At 68.1% G+C, this 26,350-nt stretch carries 24 protein-coding genes; 9 read left to right on the forward strand and 15 right to left on the reverse strand.

What is annotated here, in order from left to right:
* Positions 1-30: 30 nt before the first annotated feature.
* From ACZ3HV_RS37880 to ACZ3HV_RS37905, 6 genes are all read left to right on the forward strand, one after another.
* A complete protein-coding gene (locus ACZ3HV_RS37880; RefSeq protein WP_465691780.1) occupies positions 31-1,071 on the forward strand; it encodes a LacI family DNA-binding transcriptional regulator in 1,041 nt (346 codons plus the stop codon).
* 211 nt (positions 1,072-1,282) lie between these two features.
* Entirely contained in the window at positions 1,283-2,209 is a 927-nt protein-coding gene (locus tag ACZ3HV_RS37885; protein ID WP_465691782.1) for a sugar phosphate isomerase/epimerase family protein, read from the forward strand.
* Positions 2,210-2,242: 33 nt separating this feature from the next.
* On the forward strand, positions 2,243-3,397 hold the full coding sequence (locus tag ACZ3HV_RS37890) for a Gfo/Idh/MocA family protein (protein WP_465691784.1): 1,155 nt from the start codon (positions 2,243-2,245) through the stop codon (positions 3,395-3,397).
* A 4-nt stretch (positions 3,398-3,401) separates the two neighbouring features.
* The gene (locus ACZ3HV_RS37895) at positions 3,402-4,892 is read left to right on the forward strand and encodes an AMP-binding protein (RefSeq protein ID WP_465691786.1); all 1,491 of its coding nucleotides are present in this window, start codon (positions 3,402-3,404) and stop codon (positions 4,890-4,892) included.
* Positions 4,889-7,096 (forward strand): CaiB/BaiF CoA-transferase family protein, encoded by a 2,208-nt coding sequence (locus tag ACZ3HV_RS37900; RefSeq protein WP_465691788.1) that lies wholly within the window; start codon positions 4,889-4,891, stop codon positions 7,094-7,096. Before ACZ3HV_RS37895 ends, ACZ3HV_RS37900 begins: the two co-directional genes overlap by 4 nt.
* Positions 7,093-7,860 (forward strand): enoyl-CoA hydratase/isomerase family protein, encoded by a 768-nt coding sequence (locus ACZ3HV_RS37905; RefSeq protein WP_465691790.1) that lies wholly within the window; start codon positions 7,093-7,095, stop codon positions 7,858-7,860. Before ACZ3HV_RS37900 ends, ACZ3HV_RS37905 begins: the two co-directional genes overlap by 4 nt.
* On the opposite strand, the gene ACZ3HV_RS37910 is transcribed toward ACZ3HV_RS37905, so the two are convergent.
* The 8 genes from ACZ3HV_RS37910 to ACZ3HV_RS37945 all read right to left on the reverse strand — a co-directional run bounded on the left by ACZ3HV_RS37910 (position 7,857) and on the right by ACZ3HV_RS37945 (position 15,707).
* Entirely contained in the window at positions 7,857-8,636 is a 780-nt protein-coding gene (locus ACZ3HV_RS37910; protein WP_465691792.1) for an IclR family transcriptional regulator, read from the reverse strand. The two genes, ACZ3HV_RS37905 and ACZ3HV_RS37910, sit on opposite strands and share 4 nt — an antisense overlap.
* A gap of 21 nt (positions 8,637-8,657) precedes the next feature.
* The gene (locus tag ACZ3HV_RS37915; RefSeq protein ID WP_465691794.1) at positions 8,658-9,437 is read right to left on the reverse strand and encodes an IclR family transcriptional regulator; all 780 of its coding nucleotides are present in this window, start codon (positions 9,435-9,437) and stop codon (positions 8,658-8,660) included.
* Between the two features lies 1 nt (position 9,438).
* Positions 9,439-10,713: a M20/M25/M40 family metallo-hydrolase gene (locus ACZ3HV_RS37920; RefSeq protein WP_465691796.1), complete on the reverse strand. Its 1,275-nt coding sequence runs from the start codon at positions 10,711-10,713 to the stop codon at positions 9,439-9,441.
* 2 nt (positions 10,714-10,715) lie between these two features.
* Positions 10,716-11,678 (reverse strand): quinone oxidoreductase family protein, encoded by a 963-nt coding sequence (locus ACZ3HV_RS37925; protein ID WP_465691798.1) that lies wholly within the window; start codon positions 11,676-11,678, stop codon positions 10,716-10,718.
* A 10-nt stretch (positions 11,679-11,688) separates the two neighbouring features.
* Positions 11,689-12,552, reverse strand: coding sequence for an alpha/beta fold hydrolase (locus ACZ3HV_RS37930; RefSeq protein WP_465691800.1), 864 nt, complete (start codon positions 12,550-12,552; stop codon positions 11,689-11,691).
* 137 nt (positions 12,553-12,689) lie between these two features.
* Complete coding sequence (locus tag ACZ3HV_RS37935) at positions 12,690-13,580, reverse strand: alpha/beta fold hydrolase (protein ID WP_465691802.1); 891 nt, start codon at positions 13,578-13,580, stop codon at positions 12,690-12,692.
* The gene (locus ACZ3HV_RS37940; protein ID WP_465691804.1) at positions 13,577-14,512 is read right to left on the reverse strand and encodes a DODA-type extradiol aromatic ring-opening family dioxygenase; all 936 of its coding nucleotides are present in this window, start codon (positions 14,510-14,512) and stop codon (positions 13,577-13,579) included. The genes ACZ3HV_RS37935 and ACZ3HV_RS37940 overlap by 4 nt, the downstream gene beginning before the upstream one ends.
* Entirely contained in the window at positions 14,505-15,707 is a 1,203-nt protein-coding gene (locus tag ACZ3HV_RS37945; protein WP_465691806.1) for a Rieske 2Fe-2S domain-containing protein, read from the reverse strand. Before ACZ3HV_RS37945 ends, ACZ3HV_RS37940 begins: the two co-directional genes overlap by 8 nt.
* 204 nt (positions 15,708-15,911) lie before the next feature.
* On the opposite strand from ACZ3HV_RS37945, the gene ACZ3HV_RS37950 reads away from it, so the two are divergent.
* The 3 genes from ACZ3HV_RS37950 to ACZ3HV_RS37960 are packed head-to-tail and all read left to right on the forward strand — an operon-like array spanning position 15,912 to position 18,009.
* Positions 15,912-16,898, forward strand: coding sequence for an NAD(P)/FAD-dependent oxidoreductase (locus tag ACZ3HV_RS37950; protein ID WP_465691808.1), 987 nt, complete (start codon positions 15,912-15,914; stop codon positions 16,896-16,898).
* A gap of 11 nt (positions 16,899-16,909) precedes the next feature.
* Positions 16,910-17,242 carry an indolepyruvate ferredoxin oxidoreductase subunit alpha gene (locus tag ACZ3HV_RS37955; RefSeq protein WP_465691810.1) on the forward strand — a complete coding sequence of 111 codons (333 nt, stop codon included), beginning with the start codon at positions 16,910-16,912 and terminating at the stop codon, positions 17,240-17,242.
* Positions 17,239-18,009 (forward strand): alpha/beta fold hydrolase, encoded by a 771-nt coding sequence (locus ACZ3HV_RS37960; protein WP_465691812.1) that lies wholly within the window; start codon positions 17,239-17,241, stop codon positions 18,007-18,009. Before ACZ3HV_RS37955 ends, ACZ3HV_RS37960 begins: the two co-directional genes overlap by 4 nt.
* Before the next feature lie 4 nt (positions 18,010-18,013).
* Here the strand turns inward: ACZ3HV_RS37960 and dmpG are convergent, their stop codons facing one another.
* The 7 genes from dmpG to ACZ3HV_RS37995 form a co-directional block, all read right to left on the reverse strand.
* Positions 18,014-19,018 (reverse strand): 4-hydroxy-2-oxovalerate aldolase, encoded by a 1,005-nt coding sequence (dmpG, locus tag ACZ3HV_RS37965; protein WP_465691813.1) that lies wholly within the window; start codon positions 19,016-19,018, stop codon positions 18,014-18,016.
* Positions 19,019-19,133: 115 nt separating this feature from the next.
* Positions 19,134-20,060, reverse strand: a complete 927-nt coding sequence (locus ACZ3HV_RS37970) for an acetaldehyde dehydrogenase (acetylating) (RefSeq protein WP_465691815.1) — start codon at positions 20,058-20,060, stop codon at positions 19,134-19,136.
* 9 nt (positions 20,061-20,069) lie between these two features.
* The gene (locus tag ACZ3HV_RS37975; RefSeq protein WP_465691817.1) at positions 20,070-20,831 is read right to left on the reverse strand and encodes a 2-keto-4-pentenoate hydratase; all 762 of its coding nucleotides are present in this window, start codon (positions 20,829-20,831) and stop codon (positions 20,070-20,072) included.
* Positions 20,828-22,906, reverse strand: coding sequence for an ABC transporter ATP-binding protein (locus ACZ3HV_RS37980; protein WP_465691819.1), 2,079 nt, complete (start codon positions 22,904-22,906; stop codon positions 20,828-20,830). The genes ACZ3HV_RS37975 and ACZ3HV_RS37980 overlap by 4 nt, the downstream gene beginning before the upstream one ends.
* Positions 22,903-23,772 carry an ABC transporter permease gene (locus tag ACZ3HV_RS37985; RefSeq protein ID WP_465691821.1) on the reverse strand — a complete coding sequence of 290 codons (870 nt, stop codon included), beginning with the start codon at positions 23,770-23,772 and terminating at the stop codon, positions 22,903-22,905. Before ACZ3HV_RS37985 ends, ACZ3HV_RS37980 begins: the two co-directional genes overlap by 4 nt.
* 2 nt (positions 23,773-23,774) lie before the next feature.
* Entirely contained in the window at positions 23,775-24,722 is a 948-nt protein-coding gene (locus ACZ3HV_RS37990) for an ABC transporter permease (RefSeq protein ID WP_465691823.1), read from the reverse strand.
* Between the two features lie 13 nt (positions 24,723-24,735).
* Positions 24,736-26,295: an ABC transporter substrate-binding protein gene (locus ACZ3HV_RS37995; RefSeq protein WP_465691825.1), complete on the reverse strand. Its 1,560-nt coding sequence runs from the start codon at positions 26,293-26,295 to the stop codon at positions 24,736-24,738.
* Positions 26,296-26,350 lie beyond the last annotated feature (55 nt).

Consider the following 26,350-nt stretch of genomic DNA (forward strand, 5'->3'; position numbering starts at 1 on the left):
ATCTGTGATGCAAGGTCGGAGGAAGAACACATGGAGCCGCCGACGCAACCACGACGGGTCACCATCGTCGATGTCGCCCAGCACGCACGGGTCTCCACGACCACCGTTTCCAAGGTGCTGCGCAACGCGTACGGCGCCAGCCCGGCCATGCGAGCGAGGGTGCAGCAGGCGATCGCCGAGCTGGGCTATCGGCCGTTCGCCGCGGCCAGAGGCATGCGCGGTCAGACCTACACCATCGGTGTGATGCTGCCGGACATCCGCAACCCGTTCTTTCCCGAGATCCTCGACGGACTGACCGAAGCTCTTCGAGATACCTCCTACCAAGTCCTGCTGGGGCCAGGCGGCTGCAACGACGAACAGGCGGAGGCACGCGTCACCGATGCGATGATCGATCGCGGGATGGATGCCATGGTCCTGATCGCCCCTGTCTCGTCTCGGTCGCGTCTCGAACACGTCGCCAGGACCGTGCCGACGGTGGTCGTCGGCCGGCACGGGCACTCCCCCCTCTACGACATCGTGTCCGACGACGACCTCGCGGGCGCCACGCTCGTCGTCGACCACCTGGTCGGCCTCGGGCACCGCCGGATCGCCCACATCGAGCACGCCGAGACCGACCGCGCCCGCCTTGCGGAGATGCCCAACGCGATCCGTGCCGAAGGCTACAAACAGGCGATGCGCGCCCACGGCCTCGGCGACGAGATCGACATCGTCTCCACCACCTACACCCAGGTAGGCGGTTACCTGGGCGCGCGGGAACTGCTCGCCCGGCCACGACTGCCCACTGCCGTTTTCGCCGGCGCAGACATCGTCGCCATGGGCGTGCTCGAGGCCTTTACCGAGGCCGGCATCTCGGTTCCGGATGACGTGTCTGTCGCTGGTTACGACAACACCACGGTCGCCGCTCTCGGGCCGGTCTCACTCACCAGCGTCGACCAAGCCGGCCGCCATATCGGCGCCGAAACCGCGCGCCTCCTGCTGGACCGAATCGCCGACCGACACCGGCCATCAGCCCAAGTCAAGCTCTCTCCCACCCTGGTATCCCGCCGCACCACAGCTCCCCCGCCCACATGACACACCCGGCCTCCAGCGTGAGATCCCGCCGCCCAGCCCCTGAGACCTGACCTAGCGGTTCGCCTAGCGGACCGAGTTTGCTGTCGCCCCACCCGGCAGGTGCATAACATCCGGCCAGCGGGGCCTGCTCGGCGTCGCGTGATCCCGACCAGGGAGCAGCTGGCCGTCCCGCAGGCATGACCTGGTCGACTCTCATCGAAGGGGTCTCACTGTGAAATTCTCTGTGTTCACTGCCTCTACTCCGACCTGGACGCCTCAAGAGACGGTCCAGAGCCTGGCCAAACAAGGCTGGGATGGGATCGAGTGGGGCCTCATCGATAGCCCGCCCGCCGACGTACCGGGTTTCTGGGAGGGCAACCTGTCCCATCTGCCGTTGACCGGCATCGAGGACAACGTCGACCGGTACCGGGACCTGACCGCGTCGGCCGGCCTGCAGATCTCCGCGATCGCGGGGTACTCCGATGCCAGCCCCGAGAATCTCGACAAGATCGAACGGCTGCTGGCAGTCACCGCCGCGCTCGGCGCGCGTCAAGTGCGGGTCAACTCGCCGATGTTGACCACTGGGGAGTCGTATCCGGCGCTGATGACCGAGACCCGAAAGCACTACGCGTGGATCGCGGAGCGGGCCGCCGAGCATGGCGTGAAGGCGCTCGTCGAGACCCATCACCGGCTGCTGACTGCCTCCGGTTCAGCGGCGCTGCGCCTCCTCGACGGACTGGATCCACAGCATGTCGGGGTCATTCACGACCTGGGTAACACCGTGATCGAAGGGCAGGAGGACTACCTCGGCGTCTTCCAGATGCTTGGCGATTATCTCGCCCATATCCACGTCAAGAACGCCGTGTGGGAGCCGCTGGAGGGCCTCGATCCTGAAGGCGCGACAGTCTTCGGTCACCACTGGGCGCCGCTTCGCCGCGGCCAGGCCAGCGTCTTCGCGTACTTCGCCGCCCTTCGGCTGGTCGGGTACGACGGCTGGGTGACGGTCGAGGACTTCAGCCAGGAGCAGCCGCTGGACGAGCGCACGCTCGACAACCTCACCTATCTGAAGGCGGTTGAGCAGCGCGTCGCGACCGTGCCGTGGGACGACCTGCGGGTCGACGAACGATCATCGCGGATGAATCGCATTCTCAAGCAGTGATTCCCGCGCACCGGACAGGAAGTTGTGAACACCATGACAGAGAGCACACTTACTGCCCTGATCGTTGGTTGCGGCATCATCGGCCGGCATCACGGAGTTGTCCTGACGCAGCATCCATCATTCGTCGTCACCGGACTAGCAGACCCTGATCCGGCGATGATCGACGCGGCCTCTGCGGCCATCGTCGGTGCGGGTGGCACCGCGCCGGCGGCGTACGACAGTCTTTCTGAGGCCCTGGAAGCTCGCACCGCCGAGGTCGTGGTTATCTGCACGCCGAGCGGGCTGCACATCCAGCAGGCGCTCGAGGCACTCGAGTACGACGTTCACCTGGTGATCGAGAAGCCTCTGGACGTGAGCGTCGAGAAGGCACGTCGGCTGATCGACGCGGCTGAGCGAGCGGCCGAGGGGGGCCGATGCGTCTCGGTCATCAGCCAGCACCGGTTCAATCCGGCCAATGTGGTTGTCCGGGACGCCATCGAGTGCGGATCGTTCGGGCGGATCACTTCAGCAACGACAACCATGGCCGCGCACCGGAGTCAGCAGTACTACGACCAGGGGGCCTGGCGCGGAACCTGGCTCATGGACGGCGGCGGCGCCGTGATGAACCAAGGTGTCCACCACGTCGACCTGCTGCGTTGGTTGCTCGGCCGGCCCGTCGAGATCGCTGCCCACACGGCGCGGCTCGGCCATGAACGCATCGAGATCGAGGACACCGCCACGGCGACGATCCGGTTCGAGTCCGGGGCGTTGGCGACGCTGTTGTGTACGACGGCGGTCTATCCGAGCGTGCCGACCCGCCTTCAGGTCCACGGTTCGCGGGGCGCCGCGGTGGTCGACGACTCGCGGCTGGAGTTCTTCCACGCGCTCGACGGCGATCCCGACAACGCCGAAGACCCCGAGAATCAGGCTCCGCAACGCATCGAGACAAGCGAACTGCGGTCAAGCCCCCGAGCCGCAGACTTCTTCGTGACCGGGCACCTTCGCCAGTACGACGATATCGCTGACGCCATTACTCGCAAGCGACCTCCGTTGGTCACGATCGATGAGGCGTTGCTCTCGCTGGCGCTGGTACGGGCGATCTACCTTTCCGCGGCCCTGGGCGCAACCGTGCGGTTCGACGACGTCCTCGACGGGAAGGTCGGCGAGTCCGGCACCGCGGCGATCGCTGCCATCGGCGGAGCAATCTGACTAGATGAGCGGAGCAGAGCAGTCACCGGTGTCGTTCCACGGGATCGTGGCGCGGCGGGCCGAGACCAGACCGGACGACGAGCTCGTCCGGCTGGCGGGAGCGCCCGGGTGGACTGCGGCAGCTCTGTGGGAGCGCGGGCTGGCGATCGCCGGTGCACTGTCGCGCTACGTCGGACCAGGCGACGCGGTCGCGACCCGCCTCCCACCCGGTCCGGAGGCAATCGCGGTCACAACCGCGCTCTCTGCCCTCGGTACTGTCGAACTACCGCTCACTCCGGATCTGGACGGGACCTGGATCCAGACCTTGCTCCAGGCAACCAACTGCACGACGACGATCACCGTGGAAGCCGGCCACACGATAGTAGGTCGTATGGTGCGTGGCGGCGGATCGGACGCGGTGTCGCTGGCGGACCTGATCGCCGACGGGCGGCGGATCTCGCCGCACAAGAGTGCGCCGAGCGATCCAGCTACGGTGATGACGACCTCAGGCACGACCGGCCGGGTGAAGGGTGCTCTGCTCCCGGTGGCGGCCGGTCCCGGCCAGGCGGCACGAGTCCAGCGGGCCATGCAGTACGACGAGTCTGACGTGCTCTACAGCTTCTTCTCCTGGCAGCACATCAACGCCCGGCACGCGGCGTTCCTGCCGGCGGTGCTGTCGGGTGCGCGACTGGTGATCGGACCACGGTTCTCAGCATCCGGATTCCTGGACACAGTCCGAGCTGAACGCATCACCGCCTTCAACTTCATGGGAGCCGTGTGCGCACTCCTCCTCCGCCAGCCACCGTCTGACCACGATCGCGATCACCTGGTCCGGCGCGCGTACGGCGGGCCGGCGCCGGAGTACCTGTTCCACGCCATGCAGGACCGCTTCGGCATCACCTTGCTCCAAGCCTATGCATGCACCGAGCTAGGCGACGTGGCAACGACGTACGCCGATGAGGTCCGCCCAGGTGCCGCCGGCCGACCGGTGCCCGAGTACAGCTTGAAGATCGTCGACAACGAGCTACTCGTCCGTCCCGAGCAGCCCGATCTGACCTTCAGCAGGTACGTCGGTGATCCGGCGGCGACCGAACACGCCTGGCGTGGCGGCTGGTTCCACACCGGCGATCAGGTGCGGCTGGACGACGGCTGGTTGTACTTCGAAGGCCGTAGCGCGGACGTCGTGCGGCGGCGTGGCATCAACATCTCCCCCGACGCGGTGGAGCAGGTCATCGCGGGTATGCCGGGAGTCGCCGAGGTCGCAGTCGTCGGCATCCCGTCCGAGTTGACCGAGGACGAAGTGCTCGCGGTCGTCGTACCTCTGCCCGGCCAGGTCCTCGATCCGGCCGAGGTACGGCGCCATTGTGTCGACCGGCTGCCACGGCACGCACTCCCCCGCTTCGTCAGTATCGAGCAGTCGCTTCCGCGCAACACCAATCTGAAGGTGTCCAGGGCCGAGCTGCGCTCCCGTGGCGGGCCGCCGGACACCTGGGATGCCGAATCGGAGAATCCATGAGTCGCCTTCGTGTCCTCGACCTGACCGACGATCTCGCCCGAGCGGCCGGTCGGCTGTTCGTCGGGATGGGGGCCGACGTCATCCGGATCGAGCGAGATCGAACCACCGACCGAGCGGATCGACTGCATTGGCACGCGGGTCAGCGCGTGCTGCACGTGCCCGACGAGGGCGAGCTCGACTCTGTACTGGATCGCCTGCTGCCCGAGGCGGACGTCGTGCTCGAGTCCGGGCCGCTCGACCGGATCCGCACGCTGAAGCGGCGCGGGGTCGCCTGGCAACACGTCGTGCACGTCGTCGTCACGCCGTTCGGGACCTGGGGACCGTGCAAGACCTGGCAGGCGGACGATCTGGTGGCCACTGCGGCAGGCGGAATGGCGTGGCTCGGAGGTGCGCCGGGCGAGGCGCCGGAGCCGCCGCCGCGGGAGCAGGCCGGACAGCTGGCGGGTACGCACGCCGCCATCGCCGCGATGCTGGCGCTGCTGGCGAAGCAGCGCGCCGGCGTCGGTCAGCTCGCCGAGATCTCGGTCCATGAGGTGGTCGCCGCGACGTTGGAGACGGGTGCGATCGCCTGGATCCACGCCGGCACGATCCCCGGGCGGACGTCGGGTGTATACGGCCACGTCGCGCATCGCGTCTTCGCGGCCAAGGACGGCCATGTGGCGGGCGGCTACTCGGGACCGAACCGGATGTGGGACGACCTGTTGGCCTGGATGGCCGAGGAAGGCGAGGCCGCCGACCTGACCGAGGATCGCTGGCAGGACGCGGCCTACCGCTGGCACCACCGCCCGTACGTCGACGACGTGGTCGGCGCGTTCGTCGCCCGGCGCAGCACCGACGAGATCGCCACCGGCGCCCGGGCTCGCGGGTTGCCCTGGGCAACTGTTGCCGCGCCGCCCGAGGTGCTGACGAACCCGCAACTGCTGGATCGTCGATTCTTCCTGGACATCGAGACCACAGCAGGCCTGGTCCGCGATGTCGGCTTCCCGTTCGAGTCGCTCACAAGGCCGGTGCGACTCCACGAACCCCAGGAGGTCGACGCCTCCGTCAGCTGGCTGCGCCGTGACCAGGTCGCCCCGCCAAGACGTCGTACGGCGGGCAGCGCGGCTCTCGACGGCGTCCGGGTCCTCGATCTCACCTGGGTGCTGGCCGGTCCGTATGCGACCAAGCAGCTGGCCGAGCACGGCGCGGACGTCATCAAGGTCGAGTCGATGCACCGGCAGGACCCGACCCGCTTCGCGCCGTCGATGCGGTTGCGGCCGGAGTCGACGTACGACGACAGCGGCTACTTCCTCAACTTCAACCGCAACAAGCGCAGCCTCGCGCTGAACCTGCGCAAGCCGGAGGGCCAGGAGTTGCTGCGGCAACTCGCCGCCACCGTCGACGTCGTGATCGAGAACTTCAGCCCAGGCGTTCTGGACCGCTGGGGTCTTGGCTACCAGGACCTGCGGAACCTGAACCCGGACGTCGTGCTCGTGTCGATGGCAGGGGTCGGGCAGACCGGTCCGTGGCGGCAGGCGGTGACCTTCGCGGACACCTTGGCCGCGATGTCCGGACTGACCTACGAGACGGGCCAGCCACCGCAGGGCCTGACCTTCGGCCTCGGCGACATGGTCGCCGCCAACGCCGCGACCCTCGCCATCCTGGATTTCCTCCACCAAGGCATCGGCGGCCACGTTGACCTGTCCCAGCTGGAAGCCATGGCAGCTCACCTCGGCCCAGCCGTGATCGAGGCAGCGCTACCTTCCGACGGAGAGCGGCCAGCCGCAGCCCCGCTCCCGCGCGTGATCAGGTGCCTCGGCGACGACCGCTGGATCGCCATCGCGGCCTTGACCGACGACGCCCTGGCCTCGGCGCTCGGCACAACGGCGGCGGATCTCATTGATGTCGTCGCGCAGCAGGACGCTGACTCTCTCGCCGCCCGTCTCCAATTCCTGAACATCCCCGCCTACCCCGTGCGCGACGGCCGCGATCTGGTCGAGCGCGATGCGCAACTCGCCTCCGGCGGCTTCTACCAACAGCTCGCTCATCCGCTCGCCGGCCCGGTGCTGCACGAAGGCGTGACCGCACATCTCCACAGCACTCCCGGAGGCCTCTGGCACCCAGCTCCTCTGCTGGGCCAGCACACCGACGAACTGCTCACCGAACTGCTCCACCTCGCCCCGGAGCACCTCGCCGACCTCCACGTCGAAGGAGTCCTCGAATGAACGACGGGTTCCAGATCCGGTACGACGGCCCGATCGCGACGCTGGCCATCGACAACGGCCCGGTGAACACCGTGGATCCGCGCCTGATCGAGCGGCTCATCGACAGTCTGCCCGCGCTGACCGACGATCCCGCCGTCCGGTGCATCGTTGTCCGCGGCAAGGACAAGGTCTTCGTGGGAGGCGCCGACATCACCGTGATGCGGCGGCTGGAACCGGCGACATATCGGGCGATGCGGCGCTGGGTCGAGGTGCAGCGCACACTCGAGCTCGCCCCGAAGCCGGTGATCGCCGCGCTCAACGGTCACGCCCTCGGCGGCGGCGCCGAGCTCGCGCTGGCCTGCGACCTCCGCATCCTGCACGCCCGCGCGACCTTCGGCTTTCCCGAAACACGGCTGGGCATCTTCCCCGGCGCCGGCGGCTCGCAGCGGCTGCCACGGCTGATCGGTCCGCACCGGGCCAAGCGCCTCATCATCGACGGCGCCCGGCTGACGGCCGAGGAAGCTTTGGCCGAAGGGCTGGTCGACCTGGTCGCGGGCGGTGACTTCGACGCGGTCGTGGACCGGGAGGCGGCCCGGCTCGCCGCGTTGCCAACAGCAACCATCGGCCTGGTCAAGCAGGTCATCGACGGCGGTTGGGGCCTGCCGATCGACGAGGCGATGGCGGTCGAGGAGGAGTTCGTCCTGCGCAACCTCGAACTCGCGGACGCCGCCGAAGGACTGCAGGCCTTCCTTGACAAGCGCCCACCGGCCTTCACCGGTCGCTAGTTGATCTGCCCCGTCGCCGCGACCTTCCGCATCACTTCGGCCAGCGCGGCGGCGAACTTGGCGGTGTCGGCCCGGAAGGTCGGCGCGGTGATGGACAGTGCCCCGAGCAACAATCCGCTGCTGCCGAAGACCGGCACGGCCACCGAGCAGTAGCCGATCGCGGTCTCCTCCAGCTCGATCGCGTGCCCGGCGCTCCGTGCCTTGCGGATCTGTTCCCTGAGCATCCCCGGCAGCGTCACCGTCGACGGCGTCAGCCGCTCCAGCGGCCGGGCCAGCACCTCCTCCAGCAAGGTCGGTGCGGAGAAGGCCAGCAGCACCTTGCCGGTCGCCGTGCAGTGCAGCGGCATCCGGCCGGCGATCCGGGACGGTTTCGTCGCCTGTGCGTTGCCGGCGATCTTCTCCAGGTAGAGGATCTCGAGCCCGTCGCGGACGACCAGATGGACGGTCTCCTTGGTGGCGTGATGCAGGTTCTCCATGTACGGCCGCACCACGTCACGCAGTACCCGGAACCGCGGGACTCGCGAGCCCAGCTCGAATGCGCGCATCCCGAGCCGGTATTCCGCACCAGACCGCTCCAGCATCCCCCACTCCAGCAACTCCTGCGCCAGCCGGTGCACGGACGCCTTGGAGATGCCGGTACGACGGGACAGTTCCGACAGCGAGACGTCGATGTCGTCGAGCTGGAAGGCCTCCAGGATCAGCCGGGTCTTGCCCAGCACGCTGTTGGCCCCCTCACCGAGGCCTTCGCCGTACCGGCGCGGGCTCACCTCTTCCACAACAGAACAGTACGCACGCCCTCAGTTGATTTGGTGCGTCAACGCCAGCTTCCGGCTGACATCGGTCAGGGCGGTGGCGTACTTGGCGCAGTCGGCGCGGAAGGTGGGTGCGGTGATCGACAGCGCACCGAGGAGCAGTCCGCTGCTGCCGAACAGCGGCACCGCGACAGAGCAGTACCCGATGACCGTCTCCTCCGACTCCACTGCGTGACCGGCGCCGCGAATCTTGCGAACCTGCTCGCGCAGCGCCCCGGGCATGATCACGGTGGACGGCGTCAGGCGTTCGAGTGGCCGGGAGAGTACGTCGTCGAGCAGCGTGGGCGGCGAATACGCGAGCAGGATCTTGCCGGTCGCGGTGCAGTGCAGCGGCATCCGGCCGGCGATCCGGGACGGTCGCGCCGCCTGCGGCCCGCCGGCGATCTTCTCCAGGTAGAGCACTTCCAGACCGTCCAGCACCGCCAGATGGACGGCCTCTTTCGCTGCGTGATGGAGGTTCTCCATGTACCGACGAACCTCGTCACGGAGCACCCGGAATCGCGGCACGCGGGAGCCCAGCTCGAACGCCCGCATCCCGAGCCGGTACTCCGCTCCGGACCGCTCGAGCATCCCCCACTCCAGCAACTCCTGGGACAACCGGTGCACGGAGGCCTTGGAGATGCCGGTACGACGGGACAGCTCCGACAGGGACAGGTCGAGCTCGTCGATCTCGAATGCCTCGAGGATCAGCCGGGCCTTGCCCAGAACACTGTTCGCCCCGGCTCCGAGACCATCGCCGTACGGGCGTGCGCGCGGAACGTCCATGTCAGTTCCCTTCGACGAACAGCACGGTCCGGACCAGGATCTCGACCAGGCGACGCATCTCCCGGAGGTCGACCAGGTTCATCCCGGCGGTGAAGTCGACCGGCTCTCCGGCCGGAGTCGCGAGTACCTTCGGCATCCCGACGCGTGCAGTGGGAACGCCGCGCATTCGCAGGATGTTGGCGTCCGTAGCACCGCTGTTGGCCATGATCGGCACGTGCCGCTCCCCCGCCACGGCCTCCCACGCCATGACTGTCGCCCGCACGATCGGCGCATCCGGTGAAGTGTGCGAAGCGGGAATGGCCGCTACCTGCTCAACCCGAAGCGCCGCGCCAAGCTTCTCCCCGAGTCGCTCGACCTCTGCCCGCACCTCGCGGGTCACGCCGGGCGGGGTCTGCGCGGTCGTGATGCGCAGGTCCAGCCGCAGCCGAACCTGCGCCGGGGTCGAGGCGGCGAGCCGCTCCGAGCCACCAACGACGGACGAGACGATGCCCTGCGGACGCATGGTGTCGTGCTCGTTGCGGGCCGCGTACTCGCCCAGCCACGACTCGAGGTGCCCGGCCACTTCGCCGGCGAGCGCGATGGCGTTGCGGTATTGCAGTCGATGCCGGCTCCCGGCGTACGTGTGGATGCCGGGCACGAGTACGTCGAGCCAGACCAGGCCGACTTCCTCATGGGAGACGGTCCAGCCCGGCTTGGCGATCACCGCGTGGTCGGTGGTGAAGCCGCGTTCGAGCAGGAAGGCGGCGCCGACCCCGTGACCCGTGTTCTGCCGGACACCGTCGACGGCGAAGCTCGGCATTCCACCAGCGCCGAACCCACCGACCACATCCCCCGGGAGCTCGACACCCGACGCAGCCAGCGCCTCCAGGGCCACCAGGACACACGCCGCGTGGCCCTTCGGATTCCCGGCACCCAATCCCTGCACGAGCTCGCCGTGCACCGAGGCCCGCGGCAACATGTCCGCCCGCATCGCGAGGGCCGCCGACGGTACGTCGTACGCCGGATCGCCGGTCGTGAACGTGTCCAGCGGCGCATAGAGCAGCGTGGACGGGCCGTCACCACCGCGGATCGTGCCGACCGCGTTCGCCTGCAGCTCGTCGATCGGCTGCAAGTGCGCACCGACTCCGTGGACGATCAGATTGTCGACAATCCACGCCGCGAGCCGACCCTCAGCACCGGTCGGGCTCGGGATGTCGACGACCCCGCAGACGGCGTCCGCGAGCTGGTCGCGGGTGACGTGCCGCATCACTCGCTCCACCGCCTGCTCGATCGCCATGGTCAAGGCCCTGGAACGATCACTGCGCGACCGCGCAGCCCACCGGTCGCCAGCAGATTGAGCGCTTTGGCCGTGTCCACCATCGCGAAGGACTGGACCTCCAGCGTCAGCTCACCCTTCGCGAGCAGCTCGGCGAGCAGCGGCGCGTGCTCGAGGGCGAGAGCGTCCCGACGGATCATGTTCACCGGCAGCAGCGCCACATCGTCGAGCAACCAGGCCGGCACATCCAGGCCGAGTTCGGTGCCGGCGACATACCCGACGATCACGGCACGCCCACCCGGTCGCACCCAGCGCGAGCGCTGGGCCACGCCCTGGCCGCCGAGCGTGTCCACGAGCAGCGTGGCGGGCCGGTCCTTCAGCAGTTCGGCCGCACGCTCGTCGTCGTCGAGGAGAACTGGCTCGACACCTGCGGGAAGCGAGCCAACCTGTGCGGCCCCGACGACACCGATCACCTGGCAGCCGGCCCGGAGCGCGAGCTGCGCGACCATCGAGCCGACCGCACCCGCGGCGCCCGCCACCACGACGACCTCATCCTCAGTAGCCCCGAACCAGGCGCCAAGCCGTCCGATGTCGTGCAGAGCGACGTACGCCGTCGTCGTCGGGACGAAGTAGGTGGCTCCGACCTCAGGCGGAAGATCGGCGGGGATCGGAGTCGCACCCTTGCGCGTGGCAACAAACTCTGCCCACGTGCCACTGCGGACCAGACCGAGCCCACCACCGCGGAGGACGACCCGAGTGCCAGGCTCGTGGACGTCGGAGGAGACGACGGTCCCGCAGCCCTCCACGCCACCGATGTACGGGAGCTGCGGCTTGAGATCGAAGTTGCCTCCAGCAACGGTGAGGTCGAGGTGAGCCACCGCGGCCGCCTCGACGCGGACGAGCGTCTCGCCGTCCTTCGGCGTCGGCGCCGGGACGTCCTCGACCACCGGATCCGCACCCCATGCGTGCACTCGGACAGCTCGCATCGCAGTCACCTCAGGCCGGGTGCTTCGCGAGGAACTCGAGGCTGAGCTCGTTGTACCGGGCAGCCTGCTCGTGCTGCGGCCAGTGACCGCACTCATCGAAGATCACCAGCTCAGACCCGGCGATGGCCTCGTGCATGTGGTTCGCCTCGGGCACCTCACCGAACGGGTTGTTGCGTCCCCACACGACAAGCGTCGGGACAGTGATCTGGGCGAGGTGCTCGGGACGCAGCACGTTGCGCAGCCGGACCTCCATGTTCTGCAGGCAGAGCAGGTTGTCGATGTTCTCGACGAAGTCGGGCTGGTGATAGATCGCGTGCCGGACCGCGACGAGCTCCTCGGTCGCGTCGACCGGATCCGCCATCAGCAACCGCAGCCGTGCTCGGGTCAGCTCGACGTCGTCGCGGGAGACCGCCTCGCGGGTACTGGTCCGGATCCGCTCCATCACCTGCGGGTTGGCCACGGTCCCGCCGGCACACAGCAGCTGCAGTGACGCGATCCGGTCCGGTACGTCGATCGCAGTCCGGGCGCCGACCCAGCCACCGAGGGACTCGCCGATGATGTGGGCCGACTCGATGCCGACGGCATCCATGTAGGCGAGCAGGTGGTCGCGGTACCGCGGGATCTCGTACGGGTAGTCCGGCTTGCCGGTGTAGCCGTGGCCGAGCATGTCGATGGCGTGGCAGGCGTACCGCCCGGAGTGCGCACCGAGGTTGCGGGTGAACGCCTCGAGGTGGCCGCTGGTGCCGTGCAGGAAGATCACCGGCTCTCCGGCGCCGGCCTGCAGCGATCGCGTCGGCACACCGCCGGCGTCGACCGTCGTGAGCCGGAACTCAGTGCCGGTCAGCTCGGTCCAGATGGTCTCGGCAAGCGTCATATCGGTTCCTCCAGTGGTCAACGGTGCTGGTTGATCCGGTGGATCTGGGTGTTGCTCCGGGCAAGCAGTTTGTGCAGTACGACGACCAGCGCCGGCACCGCGAGAAGGACGAGGATCTTCTTCATGGTTCTCCTGGATCACGGATGGTCGACGGAACGCAGGAAGCCGTCGACCACGGCGTGGTACGCGGCCGGCCGTTCCTCCTGCAGGTGGTGGGACACGTGATTCATCACGTGCAGGTTTCCGTGCGGCACCATCCGCGACAGCATCAGCGGATAGTCCGGCGTCAGGAACGCGTCCTCGCGTCCCCAGACGAAGAGCGCGGGCGCCTCGATCAGGGGCAGCTCGTTGGTGAGGTCCTGCCAGTCGCCACGCGGAGAGTCCGACATCGCGGCCAGTTCCCGCTCGTCCGGGTCAAGGCTCTGCTGATACCGCAGGTCGACGGTCTCCTTGGGCAGCCGGTCGGCGTCGTACCACTCGAGCCTGGTGATCAGGGCACGCATCTTGTCCCGGGTCGGGCCCTCGCCGCCGTAGTAGATGTCACGGGCGGCACGGCCGCGGTGGCCTCGCTCCGGTAGCGGAGCCAGCGGTCCGTAGAAGACCGGCATGCTGCCCGTGACGACAAGGGAACGGACGCGCTCCGGGTACCGCGCGGCCAGGCAGAGGGCGATGGTGCCACCCCAGGAATTACAGATGAAATCGGCCTTGCCGACGCCGAGTGCGTCCATCAGCGCGACGGTCTTCGCGGCGTGGAAGTCCCACATCGGCCCGGTGATCCGGCACTTGTCCGACTTGCCGTATTGCAGGATGTCAACAATCAAACAATGCCGATCCGCGGCGAAGTACGGCGCCACCGGGCCGAAGTCACTCCAGCCGGTGCAACCCGGACCGCCACCGTGCAGGAAGATCGTGTCCAGGCCATCACCCAGCTGGTGAAAGTGATAGGTGACACCGTCCGCCTGGACGAACCGGCTCTCCGGCGCGGGGCCGGCCGGTGGTGAGGACAACCGAGCCGGTGCCGTGGTCATCGGCGTACCTCCGAAGGATCGATGACGGCCGCGCCCATGCCGGTGAGCCATTCGGGCATCGGTGCGTAGGAAAGTCGCCGGCCAGGCGTGAAGCCGAGGGCGGCCGCCATCACCAGCCAGGTGCGCAGTTCCTGGCCGCCGTTCCCGGCGACCGCTTCCAGGTCCGCCGACGTCATCGCGGTGTACCGCCGCAGGTCGCCCTTCTCCAGATCGTCGAGGAAGGCCTCGTCGAACTCGGGGAAGATCGTCGGCTGGGCGGCCACGATGATCTCGCGGCGACGCTTGTCGTACCGCTCCCACTCGCCGCGGCCGTTCAGCCATGCCTCGACCAGGAACGCCTCGTCCTCGCTCTCCGGATCGGTCCAGTCACTCGGCCACGGCAACTGATGCGACAGCCCGCCGGACGCGATCACCACCACCCGCTTGTCCCCAGGAACGGTCGCCAACCGCTCCCCCAGCTGGGCACAACGGGCCAGCGTCGGAAGCGGCTGGGCGAACACATTCACGACCAACGGGACGACCGGTACGTCGATACCGTCCAACAGGTACTGGATCGCGTGCGATTGGCCGTGATCGATCTGCAGCCGCGCGGAGATCGCGACCTCGGTGCCGCCCTCGACCAGGTGCGTGGCCAGCGCCTGCGCGAACATCGGATCCGTCTTCTGCGGACCCTTCGGCGTACCCGACTCGCCGGACGCGATCACCTCGCCGACGCCGAGGGTGAACGACGGGATCAGGTCCAGCCAGAAGCCACGGAAGTGGTTCGATCCGACGATCACCACCACATCGGGGTCGGCGTCGGCGATCGCCCGCCTGGCCTCGATCAAGGCGGCCCGGAACGCCTCGGCGCGGTCGGTGTGGACGACGTGGTCCCAGTGCGTGTTCATCAGCGTCGAGTGCGATGCCCCGACGCCGAGCAGGATCTCAGTCATGGGCGAGCTCGATTCCCTGCTCGCGCAGCCGGTCGAGGCGATCCTCGGTGGTGTCCTCGGCGAGCTTGCGCCACTGCAGCAGCGAGTCGTCCGGGCGGTAGAGCTTCTCCGGCGGCGCGTCGGTGACCTCGACCATCCACTTGTCCTGGCCGGAGAACTGGCCGTGGAACAGCCAGCGGACCGCGCCGAGGTACTTGGCGTAGAAGGGCAGCGTCTTCAGGCCCTTCTTGAAGTCCGCCAGTACGCCGACGTACAGATGATTGCCCTGGTCAACGGGTACGTAGAACTCGTAGTGGATGAAGGTCGGGTAGGCGATCCGCAGGACACCGGGCATGCTGACCGAGGCGAAGCCGGGAAACTCCTGCGCCGCGATCACCGGGTTGGTCTCGCGATGCGTCGAGGTGTTGCCGATGTTCTTGGTCTCCTTCGGCGGCCGTAACTTGTACCAGGCCGTGCCGCTCCAGTGCCCCAGGCCCGGGAAGTCGGCGTCCCAGAACTGCTCCTGCTGGACCCGGTAGATCCAGCGGCCACGCTTCACGATCCGCGTCGTGTTCCACACCGGCATCGGCTTGAAGAGCCGCCACAACGCAGTCCGATGCAGGTACTTCGCGTGGCCCTCGTCGTACCCGTTCTCGCAGGCGAAACGCCAGTTGCCCTCCCGCGGCTGGATCCGCGCACCGACCACGGCCGGGTTGGACACGAGCTCCTCGGGCAGCTGCTCGTCGATGGGATGCGGCTGCTCGCCGTCGCCGACGTACACCCAGACCATCCCGAGCCGCTCTTCCACGTCGTACGTCGGCTGCGTCACCTTCCCGCAGATCGGCGACTGCGGCCCATCGGTGATCGCCGCCTTCAGGTCGCCGGTCTCCAGGTCGAACGTCCAGCCGTGATAGACGCACGACAAGGTGCCCGGGAACTGCTTGTTGCCGTAGCTCAACGGGACACCCCGGTGCGGGCACCGATCCTTCATCCCGAACACCTTGCCGTTGTCGCGGATGACGAACAGGCGCTCACCGAGCAGTGTCACCTGACGCGGCTTCTCCCCCACCTGCGAGGAGAAGCACACCGGGTACCAGTAGCCGCGGAATCCCGCCTTGGCGGCCTGATAGTGCGGCCAGCTCGACCAGTCCTGCCGACCGGGCAGCCGGCCGGCCCGATGCTTGCGCACCTGCCTTTTCTCAACGGTGTCGGTCACGTCAGCTCCACTGGTCGTCGCGATCGGTGGAGTGAGCACATCACCGGGCGCCGGGCAGACCAACAAGTTCGGTTCGTCTGACGGAACGCCCCTGCCGGCACGGATGAATTCGGGCTACCGGTCCGGTGAGCGGTCCCGACCACGCGACGTCGCCGGTACGCAATACCTACATTCGAGCGCACCCCATCTCTCAGGAGGACTCTCGTGACCACCTCCCAGACCGTCTCGACCGACGTACTCATCGTCGGCGCGGGACCGACCGGCCTGTACGGCGCCTACTACGCCGGCTTCCGTGGCCTCACCACCACCGTGGTCGACGTACTGCCGCAGTCCGGCGGCCAGGTGATGGCGCTGTACCCGGAGAAGCAGATCCGCGATGTCGCCGCCATCCCCGCGATCAAGGGCCGCGATTTCGTCGCCGCCCTGGTCGAGCAGGCGGCGACGTACGAACCGACGTACCTGCTCGGCCGGCAGGCACGCTCGCTCGAGCACACCGACGACGAAGCCGTAGCGATCCTCGACGACGGGACCGTGGTCCGGGCCCGGGCCGTCGTCCTCACCTCGGGCATCGGTACGCCGACCCCTCGGCCGCTCGACTGCGGCCAGGAGTGGCTCGGCTCCGGGCTGTCCTACTTCGTCACGGACCCACAGCAGCATGCCGGCCAGGACGTGGTCATTGTCGGTGGAGGTGACAGCGCTCTCGACTGGGCCGACGCGCTCGAGCCGATCGCCAGGTCCGTGACGCTTGTGCACCGGCGCGCGATCTTCCGTGGCCACGCGGCTACCGTCCAACGGGTCAAGGCCGGCGGCAGCCGGATCCACACCGACACCCAGGTCGTCGCGCTCGAAGGTGACGACGGCCGGCTGACGAAGGTCACGCTGCGCTCGAGCGACGGCCAGGAGACAGTCGTTCCGGCCGACCACGTGATCGCCGCGCTCGGATTCATCAGCGATCTGGGGCCGTTGCGTGACTGGGGTCTCGAACTCCGCGGCCGGTCGGTCGCGGTCGACCGGGCCATGCGGACGAACCTGCCCCGCGTGTACGCCGCCGGCGATCTGACCGACTACGACGGCAAGGTCAAGCTGATGTCCGTCGGCTTCGGAGAGGTCGCCACTGCCATGAACCACGTGGCCGTGGACCTGGACCCCGAACTGACCTTGTTCCCCGGCCATTCCACCGACGCCGCCTGAGAGGACCTGCCATGACGTATGTGATCGGCGCCGACTGCATCGACGTTCTCGACCGCTCCTGTGTCGAGGTGTGTCCGGTCGACTGCATCTATGTCGGCGGGCGCAAGAGCTACATCAACGGCAACGAGTGCATCGACTGCGGTGCCTGTGAGGTCGAGTGCCCGGTCGAGGCGATCGTCGTCGACCGGGCCGCACGGAAGGACCCCGCGCTGAAGGAACACCTCGACGACTCCCGGGTCTTCTTCGAGCTACCACTGCCCGGCCGGGACGCACCGCTCGGTGATCCCGGCGGCGCACAGAAGCTCGGCGAGGTCGGCGTCGACACTCCGCTGGTCGCTGGATGACCGCGCGGCGTTCGTACGCCGATACGCCGTTCGGCCAACTGCACTACGCCGAGGCCGGATCCGGTCCCGCGCTGTTGCTCCTGCACCAGACTCCGCGCTCGTACGACGAGTTCCGCGAGGTCCAGCCGTTGCTCGCGGGGCGGCACCGGGTCATCGCGATGGACATGCTCGGCTTCGGGCTGAGCGCCGTACTGCCTGCGCCACAGACAATCGAACAGTACGCGGCGGGCGCATTCGCGTTGCTGGACGCGCTCTCCGTGCCCGACGCGGCCGTGCTGGGGCATCACACCGGGGCAGCGGTCGCGGTGGAGATGGCGGCGTCGCGCCCGGACCGAGTCAGCGCGCTGGTGTTGTCCTCGCCACCCTGGACGTCTCACGGGACTGGCGTCGACGACGTCGAGACCGATGCCGACGGCAATCACCTGGCCGAGCTCTGGCAACTGCGTCAGCCCTACTACCCCGCCGGCCGCCCCGAGCTGCTCGAGCGCTTCGTCCGGGACGCCCTCGCGCCCGGTGTCGACCCGGCTGAGGGTCATCGCGCCTGCGCGCGGTACCGGATGGCGGACCGCATCGGGCTGGTGACAGCTCCGGTCCTGCTCATCGGTGCGAGTGCCGATCCGTTCGCCTTCCCCAACGTGGCCATCCTCCAGGAGCACCTGGTCGCGGCCCGCTCGGTCCGCTCCGCGATCGTCGAAGGCGGCACGATTCCGTTGATGGAACAGGCGCCGGAGGAAGTCGCCAAGCTCGTCGGCGACTTCCTCCGCTGATCGTTCAGGCCTTCGCGAGGTCCAGTGCGACGTCGACGATCATGTCCTCCTGACCGCCGACCAGCTTGCGCCGGCCGACCTCGACCAGGATCGTCCGCACGTCCAGGTCGTAGCGGTCGGCCGCGACCTCCGCGTGCCGCAGGAAGCTCGAGTACACCCCCGCATAGCCCAGCGTCAGCGTCTCGCGATCCACCCGCACGGGCCGGTCCTGCAACGGCCGGACGATGTCGTCGGCCGCGTCCTGCAGGGCGAACAGGTCGCACCCGTGCTCCCACTCCTGCAACGTCGCCACCGCCACGAACGGCTCGATCGGGCAGTTTCCCGCCCCGGCACCCTGACCGGCGAGCGAGGCATCGACTCGGGTCACCCCTTCCTCGACCGCGGCGACCGAGTTCGCCACCGCCAGCGAGAGGTTCTCGTGGGCGTGGATGCCGAGCTCGGTCGCCGGATCCAGTACGTCGCGGTAGGCCCGCACCCGCTCGCGGATGCCGTCCATCAGCAACCGGCCGCCGGAGTCCGTGACGTAGACGCAGTGGGCGCCGTACGACTCCATCAGGGCGGCCTGCTTGGCCAGCTCGGCGGCGGGCGCGAGGTGGCTCATCATCAGGAAGCCGGACACGTCCATCCCCAACTCACGCGCGGTCGCGATGTGCTGGGCCGACACGTCGGCTTCCGTGCAGTGGGTCGCAACCCGCACCGACCGAACCCCGAGGCTATGTGCCTGCTTGAGGTCCTGGATCGTCCCGATGCCGGGCAGCAGCAGCGTTGTGAGCCGCGCGCGGGAGATGTTCGCGGCCGCGGTCTCGATCCACTCCCAGTCCGAGTGCGAGCCAGGCCCGTAGGTCAGGCTGCCGCCGGCGAGACCGTCGCCATGGGCAACCTCGATACCGTCTACCCCTGCCGCGTCGAGCGCGGAGACGATCCGCGCGACGTCGTCGGTCGCCATCCGGTGCCGGACGGCGTGCATGCCGTCTCGCAAGGTGACGTCCTGGATGAACAGCGTGGTCATGGGGCCTCCCGGCCTGGACTGAGGAGCGGAGGGAGCGTAGCGACCGGAGCGACGAGGGAAGGCCGGGAGTCAAAGCCCCATGACCCGCCGCGCCGGAGGCGTGGCATCAACGCGGTCATGCCCGGGCCATCCTCTCCGCCGCGGCCAGTGCCGCGGACGTCATGATGTCGAGATTTCCGGCGTACGCGGGAAGGTAGTGCGCGGCGCCTTCGACCTCGAGGAACGCCGAGACCTGATGGCTCAGCGGTTCTCCGCCGGTCAGTGTGTGCACCGGTTGGTCCTTCGGCACCGCGGTGATCTGGACCTCTTGCTTCAACCGGTAGCCCGGCACGTAGCCGGCCACCACATCGACCATCTCCCGGATCGACTCCCGGATCCGATCGTGGGTCGCGACGTCCGCAGCGTCGATCAGGCAGAGCACGGTGTCGCGCATGACCAGCGGCGGCTCGGCCGGGTTCAGCACGATGACCGCCTTACCGCGCCGGGCGCCGCCGACCTTCTCGATCGCGGCCGCCGTGGTCTCGGTGAACTCGTCGATGTTGGCCCGGGTCCCGGGACCGGCCGACTTCGACGCGATCGACGCGACGATCTCGGCGTACACCACCTCGGTAACCCGGCTGACCGCCGCGACGATCGGAATCGTCGCCTGGCCGCCACACGTCACCATGTTGACGTTGCCGCAGGCAATGTTGTCGCCTAGGTTGACCGCGGGTACGACGTACGGTCCGAGTGCCGCCGGGGTCAGGTCGACCAGCCGCTTGCCGTACGGCGCCAGTGCGCGCGCGTTCACCTCGTGGGCCTTCGCCGACGTCGCGTCGAAGATGATGCCGATCTCGTCGAAGCCGTCGAGAGCAATCAGGCCTTCGACACCATCGTGGGTCGTGGTCACGCCCATCCGGGCGGCACGGGCGAGCCCGTCGGAGGCTGGATCGATACCGACCAGCGCGGCCAGTTCGAGCGTCTCCGACAGCCGCATGATCTTGATCATCAGATCGGTGCCGATGTTGCCCGACCCGATCACGGCGACCTTGGTGCGTTCCATGAGTTCCTTTCAGCTGAAGGTGACCGCGACGCGGCCGAGCCCGGCAAGCTCCGCGTCCACCCGGGCACCCGAGGTCACGGCGACCATCGGTCCGAGCGCACCGGACAGGACGATCTGGCCTTCGCGCAGTGGCTCGCCCAAGGTTCGGGCGGTCCGCGCCAGCCAGGCGAGTGCGTTGAGCGGGTCGCCGAGGCAGGCCTTGCCGGATCCTTCCGACACGGTCTCGCCGTCGAGGCGCATCGTCATCCGCACGTCGGCCGGCTCGACCTCGGCGAGCGCCGTACGGGCGTCGCCGAGCACAAAGAGACCGCTCGACGCGTTGTCCGCGACGGTGTCGCCGAAGCTGATGTCCCAGTCTGCAATCCGACTGTCGACAATCTCCAAGGCGGGCAGCACGAACGCGACCGCATCCCGGACGTCACCGTCTTCGTCCAGGTCACGCCCCATGATGAACGCCACCTCGGCCTCGACCTTCGGCTGCAACAGCACCCCGGCCGGTACGACGCCGCCGTTCGCGATCTCCATGTCGGCGAACAGCACCCCGAAGTCGGGCCGGTCGACACCGAGCTGTTGCTGGACCGCCGGTGAGGTCAGGCCGATCTTCCGGCCGACCACTCGGGCGCCGCCGGCCAGTCTGTCCGCGACCAGGACCCGTTGGACGGCGTACGCCGTACTGATGTCGTCGCGACCGATCAGGTCGCGCACGGGTGGGCACGGGGTCATCGTTCGGGCCGCCTCGCGGAGTCGGTCCACCGCGGCGTCGATCGTCATACGAGTTCTCCTGGGAAGTGGCACGCGGCGGCTTGGCGGTTCCGGCGCGGTATCAGTTCGGGATCCTGTTCCACGCAGATGTTCCGGTCGGGATGCGTGAGTGGGCCGATCGGGCAGCGGGTGCGGAACCGGCAGCCGGACGGTGGATTGGCGGGACTCGGTAGATCGCCTTGCAGGACGATCTGTTCCCGGGTCCGCTCTTCGACATTGGGCGTCGGCGACGAGGACAGCAGTGCGACGGTGTACGGATGCTGCGGATCGCCGTACACCTCGGCAGCCGTGCCGGTCTCGACGATGCGGCCGAGGTACATGACCGCGACCCGGTCGCTGAGGTGACGCACCACCGACAGGTCGTGCGCGATGAACAGGTAGCCCAGACCAAGCTCGCGTTGCAGCTCCTCGAGCAGGTTGATGATCTGCGCCTGGATCGACATGTCCAGGGCGGACACCGGCTCGTCCAGGATCAGCACCTTCGGCCGGCGGGCGAGCGCCCGGGCAATCCCGATTCGTTGCCGTTGGCCACCGGAGAACGCGTGCGGGTAGCGATCCAGGTACTCAGGCCGCAGACCGACCCGGTCCATCAGCGCGAGAGACTCCGCTTCCAGCTCCGCCCCTCGGACACCTCGCAGCGACAGGGCCTCTGCGAGTGACTGGCGTACGGTGCGGCGGGGATTCAGCGAGGCGTACGGGTCCTGGAACACGTACTGCACCGACGAACGGATCCGGTCGAGCTGCTCGTCGCCCATCGACGTGACGTCATGGCCTTCGACCTCGACCGACCCGCCGGCCACCGGCGTGATGCCGACGATGCTGCGGGAAAGCGTCGATTTGCCGCAACCACTCTCGCCCACCAGGCCGACCGTCTCGCCCGCGTGCACCGCGAGACTGACCGAATCAACGGCGTACACCGAAGGTTCGCGGTGGAACAAGCCCCGGCGCCGCGATCCGACGTCGACGCGGACGTCGCGAACCTCCAGCACCGGAGAAGACCCACGGGGAGCACTCTCTTGGATCTCGACCAGGTCAGGGGCGACGACACCATCGATCCCGACACCTCGCTGTGCCACGAAGCACGCGGACAGCTGTCCCTCGTCGCCGATCTGGAGCAAGGCCGGGATGTCGTGATGGCAGCCGTCCTCGACGAACCGGCACCGGGGCGCGAAGGCACAGCCTGGCGGAAGTGCCGCCGGATCGGGCGGCGAACCCGGGATGGCCGGCAATGGTTGCCCCAGGCGCTCATCGTCGAGCCGTGGCATCGCAGCCAGCAGTGCGGCCGTGTAGGGATGCCGTGGGGTGCGAAGGACCTGTTCGACCGCCCCTTGCTCGACGATGCGGCCTCCGTACATGACCGCGACCTTCGAACACATCTCCGCGACCACTCCCATGTCGTGGGTGATGATCGCGATAGCCAGGCCGAGGTCGTTGCGCAGCTTGAGCAACAAACGCAGGATCTGCGCCTGGATCGTCACGTCCAGCGCGGTGGTCGGCTCGTCCGCGATCAGCAGCACCGGATCGTTCGCGAGGGCGATCGCGATCACCACGCGCTGCCGCATCCCACCGGAGAACTGATGCGGGTACTGGTCGATCTTCACCGCCGCATCCGGGATGCCGACCTGGCCCAGCAACTCGACCGCGCGTGGCCGGGCATCCCGTTTGCTGGTGCCGTGCAGGGTGAGTGCCTCAATGATCTGGTCACCGATCGTCATCACTGGGTTCAGCGCGGCCTGGGGATCCTGGAACACCATCGCCACGCCGCTCCCCCGCCGGCGCCGCATCTCGCGTTCCGGCAGCGCGAGCAGATCCTCGCCGTCAAACTCGACCGAGCCACCGACGATCTCACCCGGAGCACGGACCATCCGCATGATCGAGCGCGCCGTCACCGACTTGCCTGAGCCGGACTCACCCACGATGCCGAGCACGTCACCCGGCTGGATGTCGAAGCTGACGTCGTTGACGGCCCGAATGCGGTCCGGACCGATCCTGAACTCGGTCCGCAGATTCCGGACCCTGAGCAGAGCTCGACTCTCCTCGCCTCTCGATCGAGCGGCCGTCCGCACCACCGTTGGATTGTTCACCGGTTCACCGCCTCGTTGAGGGAGTCCGCGATCAGGCTGAACGCCACCGCGAGCAGAAGAAGGATCAGCCCGGGACCGATCAGGTACATCGGCGCCTGGGTGACGAACCGCAGCCCGTTGTTCAGCAGTACGCCGAGACTCGGTGTCGGTGGCTGGACACCGAGTCCGACGATGCTCAACCCCGCTTCGATGTACACGGCGATCACCATCCAGATCGACGCATTGACCACTGCCGAGTCCATTGCGTTCGGCACGATGTGCCGGGTCATGACCTGCCACCTCGGTACGCCGAGCACCCGAGCGGCCAACACGTACTCGCGCGACTGCTGGGACAGCCACGCCGCCCGAGCCAGCCGGCCCGCAGATGGGATGCCCGAGATCAGGATCGTGAGGAACAACGCCGGCCAGCCCGGGCCGAGGATCGCCACCAGGCAGATGCCGAGCAGCAGACCCGGGAACCCGACGATCACGTCCAGCAGGCGCTGGATCGCGGCCCCGAGCCGTTCCGAGATCACGCCGGCCAGTCCGAGCGTCATCCCGAGAACCATGCTCAGTGGTACGGCGGCGAAGATCAGGCTGAGGTCGATTCGTAACCCGTACACGCTGCGGGTCAGGACGTCCCGTCCGAACTCGTCGAGGCCGAACGGATGTGCGGCCGACGGACCGGTCAGCGACGTACTGCTCTGCTGGTCATAGCCGCCGGGGAACAGGACCGGCGCGAGCAACGCGGCGAGCACCAGGATGCCCAGCACAGTCACCCCGATGATGCCGCGCGGGGTGCGGAACGCGGACAGGTAGCGCGCGACCGTCGGATTGAGCCGGCGGGTCCTGGCGAGGCCGGCGCTGGTCACCTGGAGGTTCGTCATCGTCAGTCTCCCAACCGGATGCGGGGATCGAGCGCGGCCAAGATGATCTCCGTGCCGAGCTGGCAGATGACCGCCACGAAGACGGCACCCAGGATCAGCACCTGCAAGACTGTGAAGTCCCGGGACTGCACACTCGTGACGGCCAACTGGCCGAGACCGTTACGGGCGAAGATCGCCTCGATCACGACCGCACCGGCCAGCAGGTGCCCGACCTGGAGACCGACGGCCACGACCGCGCTGCCAAGGCTGTTGCGGAACACGTGCCGGTAGGTGATCCGCCGCCGCGACGCCCCCTTGCTGACGGCCAGATCGACGAACTCCGCCTTCCGCATCGTCGCCATCTCGGTCTGGATGAATCGGGCGACGACCGCCGCCGGTCCCAGGGCGAGCGCGAGCGATGGCAGCACCAGGTACTGGATCCCGATCGCCGGGTTGGACAGCACCCCAACCTCTCCACTGACCGGCAGCCAGCGGTTGAACACCCCGAACACGAGGATGAGTCCGAGCCCGACCACGAACGACGGCACCGCCACGAACAGGCTGTCGGTGAAGTCCAGCAGGGCCCGGACCCAGCCGATCCGGGCCGAACCCGCCAGGATCCCGAGCCCGGCGCCGATCACGATCACGAAGACCGTCGACAGCACGGCCAGTTCCAGCGTGCTCCCGATCCGGTCCCCGATCAGGCTCGCCACACTGCGGTGCAGCAGGAACGACTCCCCCAGGTTCCCCTGGAACAGTCCCCCGATCCAGTCGAAGTACTGCACCAGCGGAGACCTGTTCAACCCCAGCTGCTCGCGGATCGCCGCGATCGTCTGCGCGTCGGGATCCTCGCCGGCCAGCACGACCGCGACGTCACCCGGCGCCAGCCGCGGCAGCGAGAACGCGATGACCGAACTGGCGAACAGCACGAACAGGACCGACGGTGTCTTGCGGAGCAGGAACCTGATCATCGGGTCGCGCCCTTCAGTCGCTCAGCCAGGACTGGCCGAGGTTCAGGAAGCCCATCTGGGTCGCGACGATGTTGTTCAGCGAGGTGGACCGTACCGTGAGGGTGGGACGGGTGATGAGCGCGACGGCGAACGCCTGGTCGAGGAAGTAGCTGTCGAAGTCGTTCAGCGCCTTCTCCTGGGCGGCCTTGGTGCTCGCGTTCGACACCGCCTGCGCGATGGCGGAGTACTCCGGGGTCTTGAAGAAGGTGATGTTCTGCTCAGCTGACAGCTCGGGCCTACTGACCATCGCGGTCGCCGGTGAAGCACCGTTACTGGCTTGCATCAGGACGGCCGCGGTCCGGAAGGTGCGAGTGGCCAGCTTCTGCTGGTAGTCGGGCACATTCATGGTCACCGGCTTCGCCTCGAGGCCGACCGCCGCGAGGTTGTTCTTGACGATCTGGAAGATGGCCAGTGACTCGGGGCCGTCAGCGGTCGCCACGTCGAACGTCGTACCAGGCTTGACTCCTGCCGCGGCCAGCATTTGCTTCGCCTTGGCCGGATCGTAGGTGTAGTGGCCGGACCGTGCGCTGTCGTAGCCGACGGTCGACGGCCGCCACGGCAGACTGGCGGCGGTGGCCTTGCCACCCTCGGCCTGCTGCACGATGCGGTCGCGGTCGATCGCGTACTGGACTGCCTGACGCACGGACTTGTTGTCGAACGGCGGTTTGGTCACGTCCAGGCCGAGGTGGAACGCGGCACCGCCCGAGCTGAGCAGCGCGAACCCTTGCTGCGTGCCCAGGCTCCTCGCGTCCACCGGAGCAACTCCGACCCCATACTGCGCCCTTCCACTCCGAATCGCCGAGACAAGAGCCGTCGGGTCCTTGACGATGCTGACCTCGATGGCGTCGAGATGCGTGTTGGCAACGTCCCGGTATTTGGCGTACTTGGTGAGCTCGACCTTGCCGCCCGGGGTGAACGACTGCCACTCGAACCGGCCGGTGCCGTCCACCTTCTTGCCGGCCGCGTAGTCGGCATACGCGTCCTTGTTCAGGATCGGCATCGTCTCGAACAGGTCGAAGATGTTCGGCAGCGGCTTGGCGAAGGTCAGCGCAAGCTCGTCATCGCTCTTCACCTGCACGGCCGCGATCTGCGCGGCGATCTTCTGGTTGGCGGCGCCGACGGCGGGATCCTTGGCCTTGGCGAGCGTGAAGGCGACATCCGCGGCGGTGAGCGTGCGACCGCTGTGGAACGTGACGTCATCACGCAACTGGACCGTCATGGCCTTGCCGTCGGGAGCGAGCGTCCAGGACTTCGCCAGCACACCCTTGGGCTCGGCGGTCTGCGGGTCGATCAGGGTCAGCGTCTCGAGGACGGCGTACTCCGTCACGATGTTGCCGATCGCGGTCTTCAGGAACGACGCCGGGTCGGGGTCGTAGGCCTGGGCGACGACCAGCTTGCCGCCGTTGTGGACCGGTCCGGTGCTCTGCGCGGCCTGCCCGGTCTGGCCTGCGTTCTGGTTGGCGGCACTGCACGCGGTGCCGGCAAGCATCACCACGGCGGCAGCCGCCGCTACCGCTGTCTTCTTGAGTGACATCGAAACTCCTCGAGCTAGTCCTGACACCTGCCGTGAACGGAGTGCGAAGCGCAGT

The organism is Kribbella sp. NPDC020701 (assembly GCF_055562215.1).

Excerpts from the sequence above, each read along its gene's own strand:
- ACZ3HV_RS37880 (WP_465691780.1), top strand. The coding sequence starts at position 31 with ATGGAGCCGCCGACGCAACCACGACGGGTCACCATCGTCGATGTCGCC.
- ACZ3HV_RS37890 (WP_465691784.1), top strand. The coding sequence starts at position 2,243 with ATGACAGAGAGCACACTTACTGCCCTGATCGTTGGTTGCGGCATCATC.
- ACZ3HV_RS37895 (WP_465691786.1), top strand. The coding sequence starts at position 3,402 with ATGAGCGGAGCAGAGCAGTCACCGGTGTCGTTCCACGGGATCGTGGCG.
- ACZ3HV_RS37900 (WP_465691788.1), top strand. The coding sequence starts at position 4,889 with ATGAGTCGCCTTCGTGTCCTCGACCTGACCGACGATCTCGCCCGAGCG.
- ACZ3HV_RS37905 (WP_465691790.1), top strand. The coding sequence starts at position 7,093 with ATGAACGACGGGTTCCAGATCCGGTACGACGGCCCGATCGCGACGCTG.
- ACZ3HV_RS37915 (WP_465691794.1), bottom strand. The coding sequence starts at position 9,437 with ATGGACGTTCCGCGCGCACGCCCGTACGGCGATGGTCTCGGAGCCGGG.
- ACZ3HV_RS37920 (WP_465691796.1), bottom strand. The coding sequence starts at position 10,713 with ATGGCGATCGAGCAGGCGGTGGAGCGAGTGATGCGGCACGTCACCCGC.
- ACZ3HV_RS37925 (WP_465691798.1), bottom strand. The coding sequence starts at position 11,678 with ATGCGAGCTGTCCGAGTGCACGCATGGGGTGCGGATCCGGTGGTCGAG.
- ACZ3HV_RS37930 (WP_465691800.1), bottom strand. The coding sequence starts at position 12,552 with ATGACGCTTGCCGAGACCATCTGGACCGAGCTGACCGGCACTGAGTTC.
- ACZ3HV_RS37935 (WP_465691802.1), bottom strand. The coding sequence starts at position 13,580 with ATGACCACGGCACCGGCTCGGTTGTCCTCACCACCGGCCGGCCCCGCG.
- ACZ3HV_RS37940 (WP_465691804.1), bottom strand. The coding sequence starts at position 14,512 with ATGACTGAGATCCTGCTCGGCGTCGGGGCATCGCACTCGACGCTGATG.
- ACZ3HV_RS37955 (WP_465691810.1), top strand. The coding sequence starts at position 16,910 with ATGACGTATGTGATCGGCGCCGACTGCATCGACGTTCTCGACCGCTCC.
- ACZ3HV_RS37960 (WP_465691812.1), top strand. The coding sequence starts at position 17,239 with ATGACCGCGCGGCGTTCGTACGCCGATACGCCGTTCGGCCAACTGCAC.
- dmpG (WP_465691813.1), bottom strand. The coding sequence starts at position 19,018 with ATGACCACGCTGTTCATCCAGGACGTCACCTTGCGAGACGGCATGCAC.
- ACZ3HV_RS37970 (WP_465691815.1), bottom strand. The coding sequence starts at position 20,060 with ATGGAACGCACCAAGGTCGCCGTGATCGGGTCGGGCAACATCGGCACC.
- ACZ3HV_RS37975 (WP_465691817.1), bottom strand. The coding sequence starts at position 20,831 with ATGACGATCGACGCCGCGGTGGACCGACTCCGCGAGGCGGCCCGAACG.
- ACZ3HV_RS37985 (WP_465691821.1), bottom strand. The coding sequence starts at position 23,772 with ATGACGAACCTCCAGGTGACCAGCGCCGGCCTCGCCAGGACCCGCCGG.
- ACZ3HV_RS37990 (WP_465691823.1), bottom strand. The coding sequence starts at position 24,722 with ATGATCAGGTTCCTGCTCCGCAAGACACCGTCGGTCCTGTTCGTGCTG.
- ACZ3HV_RS37995 (WP_465691825.1), bottom strand. The coding sequence starts at position 26,295 with ATGTCACTCAAGAAGACAGCGGTAGCGGCGGCTGCCGCCGTGGTGATG.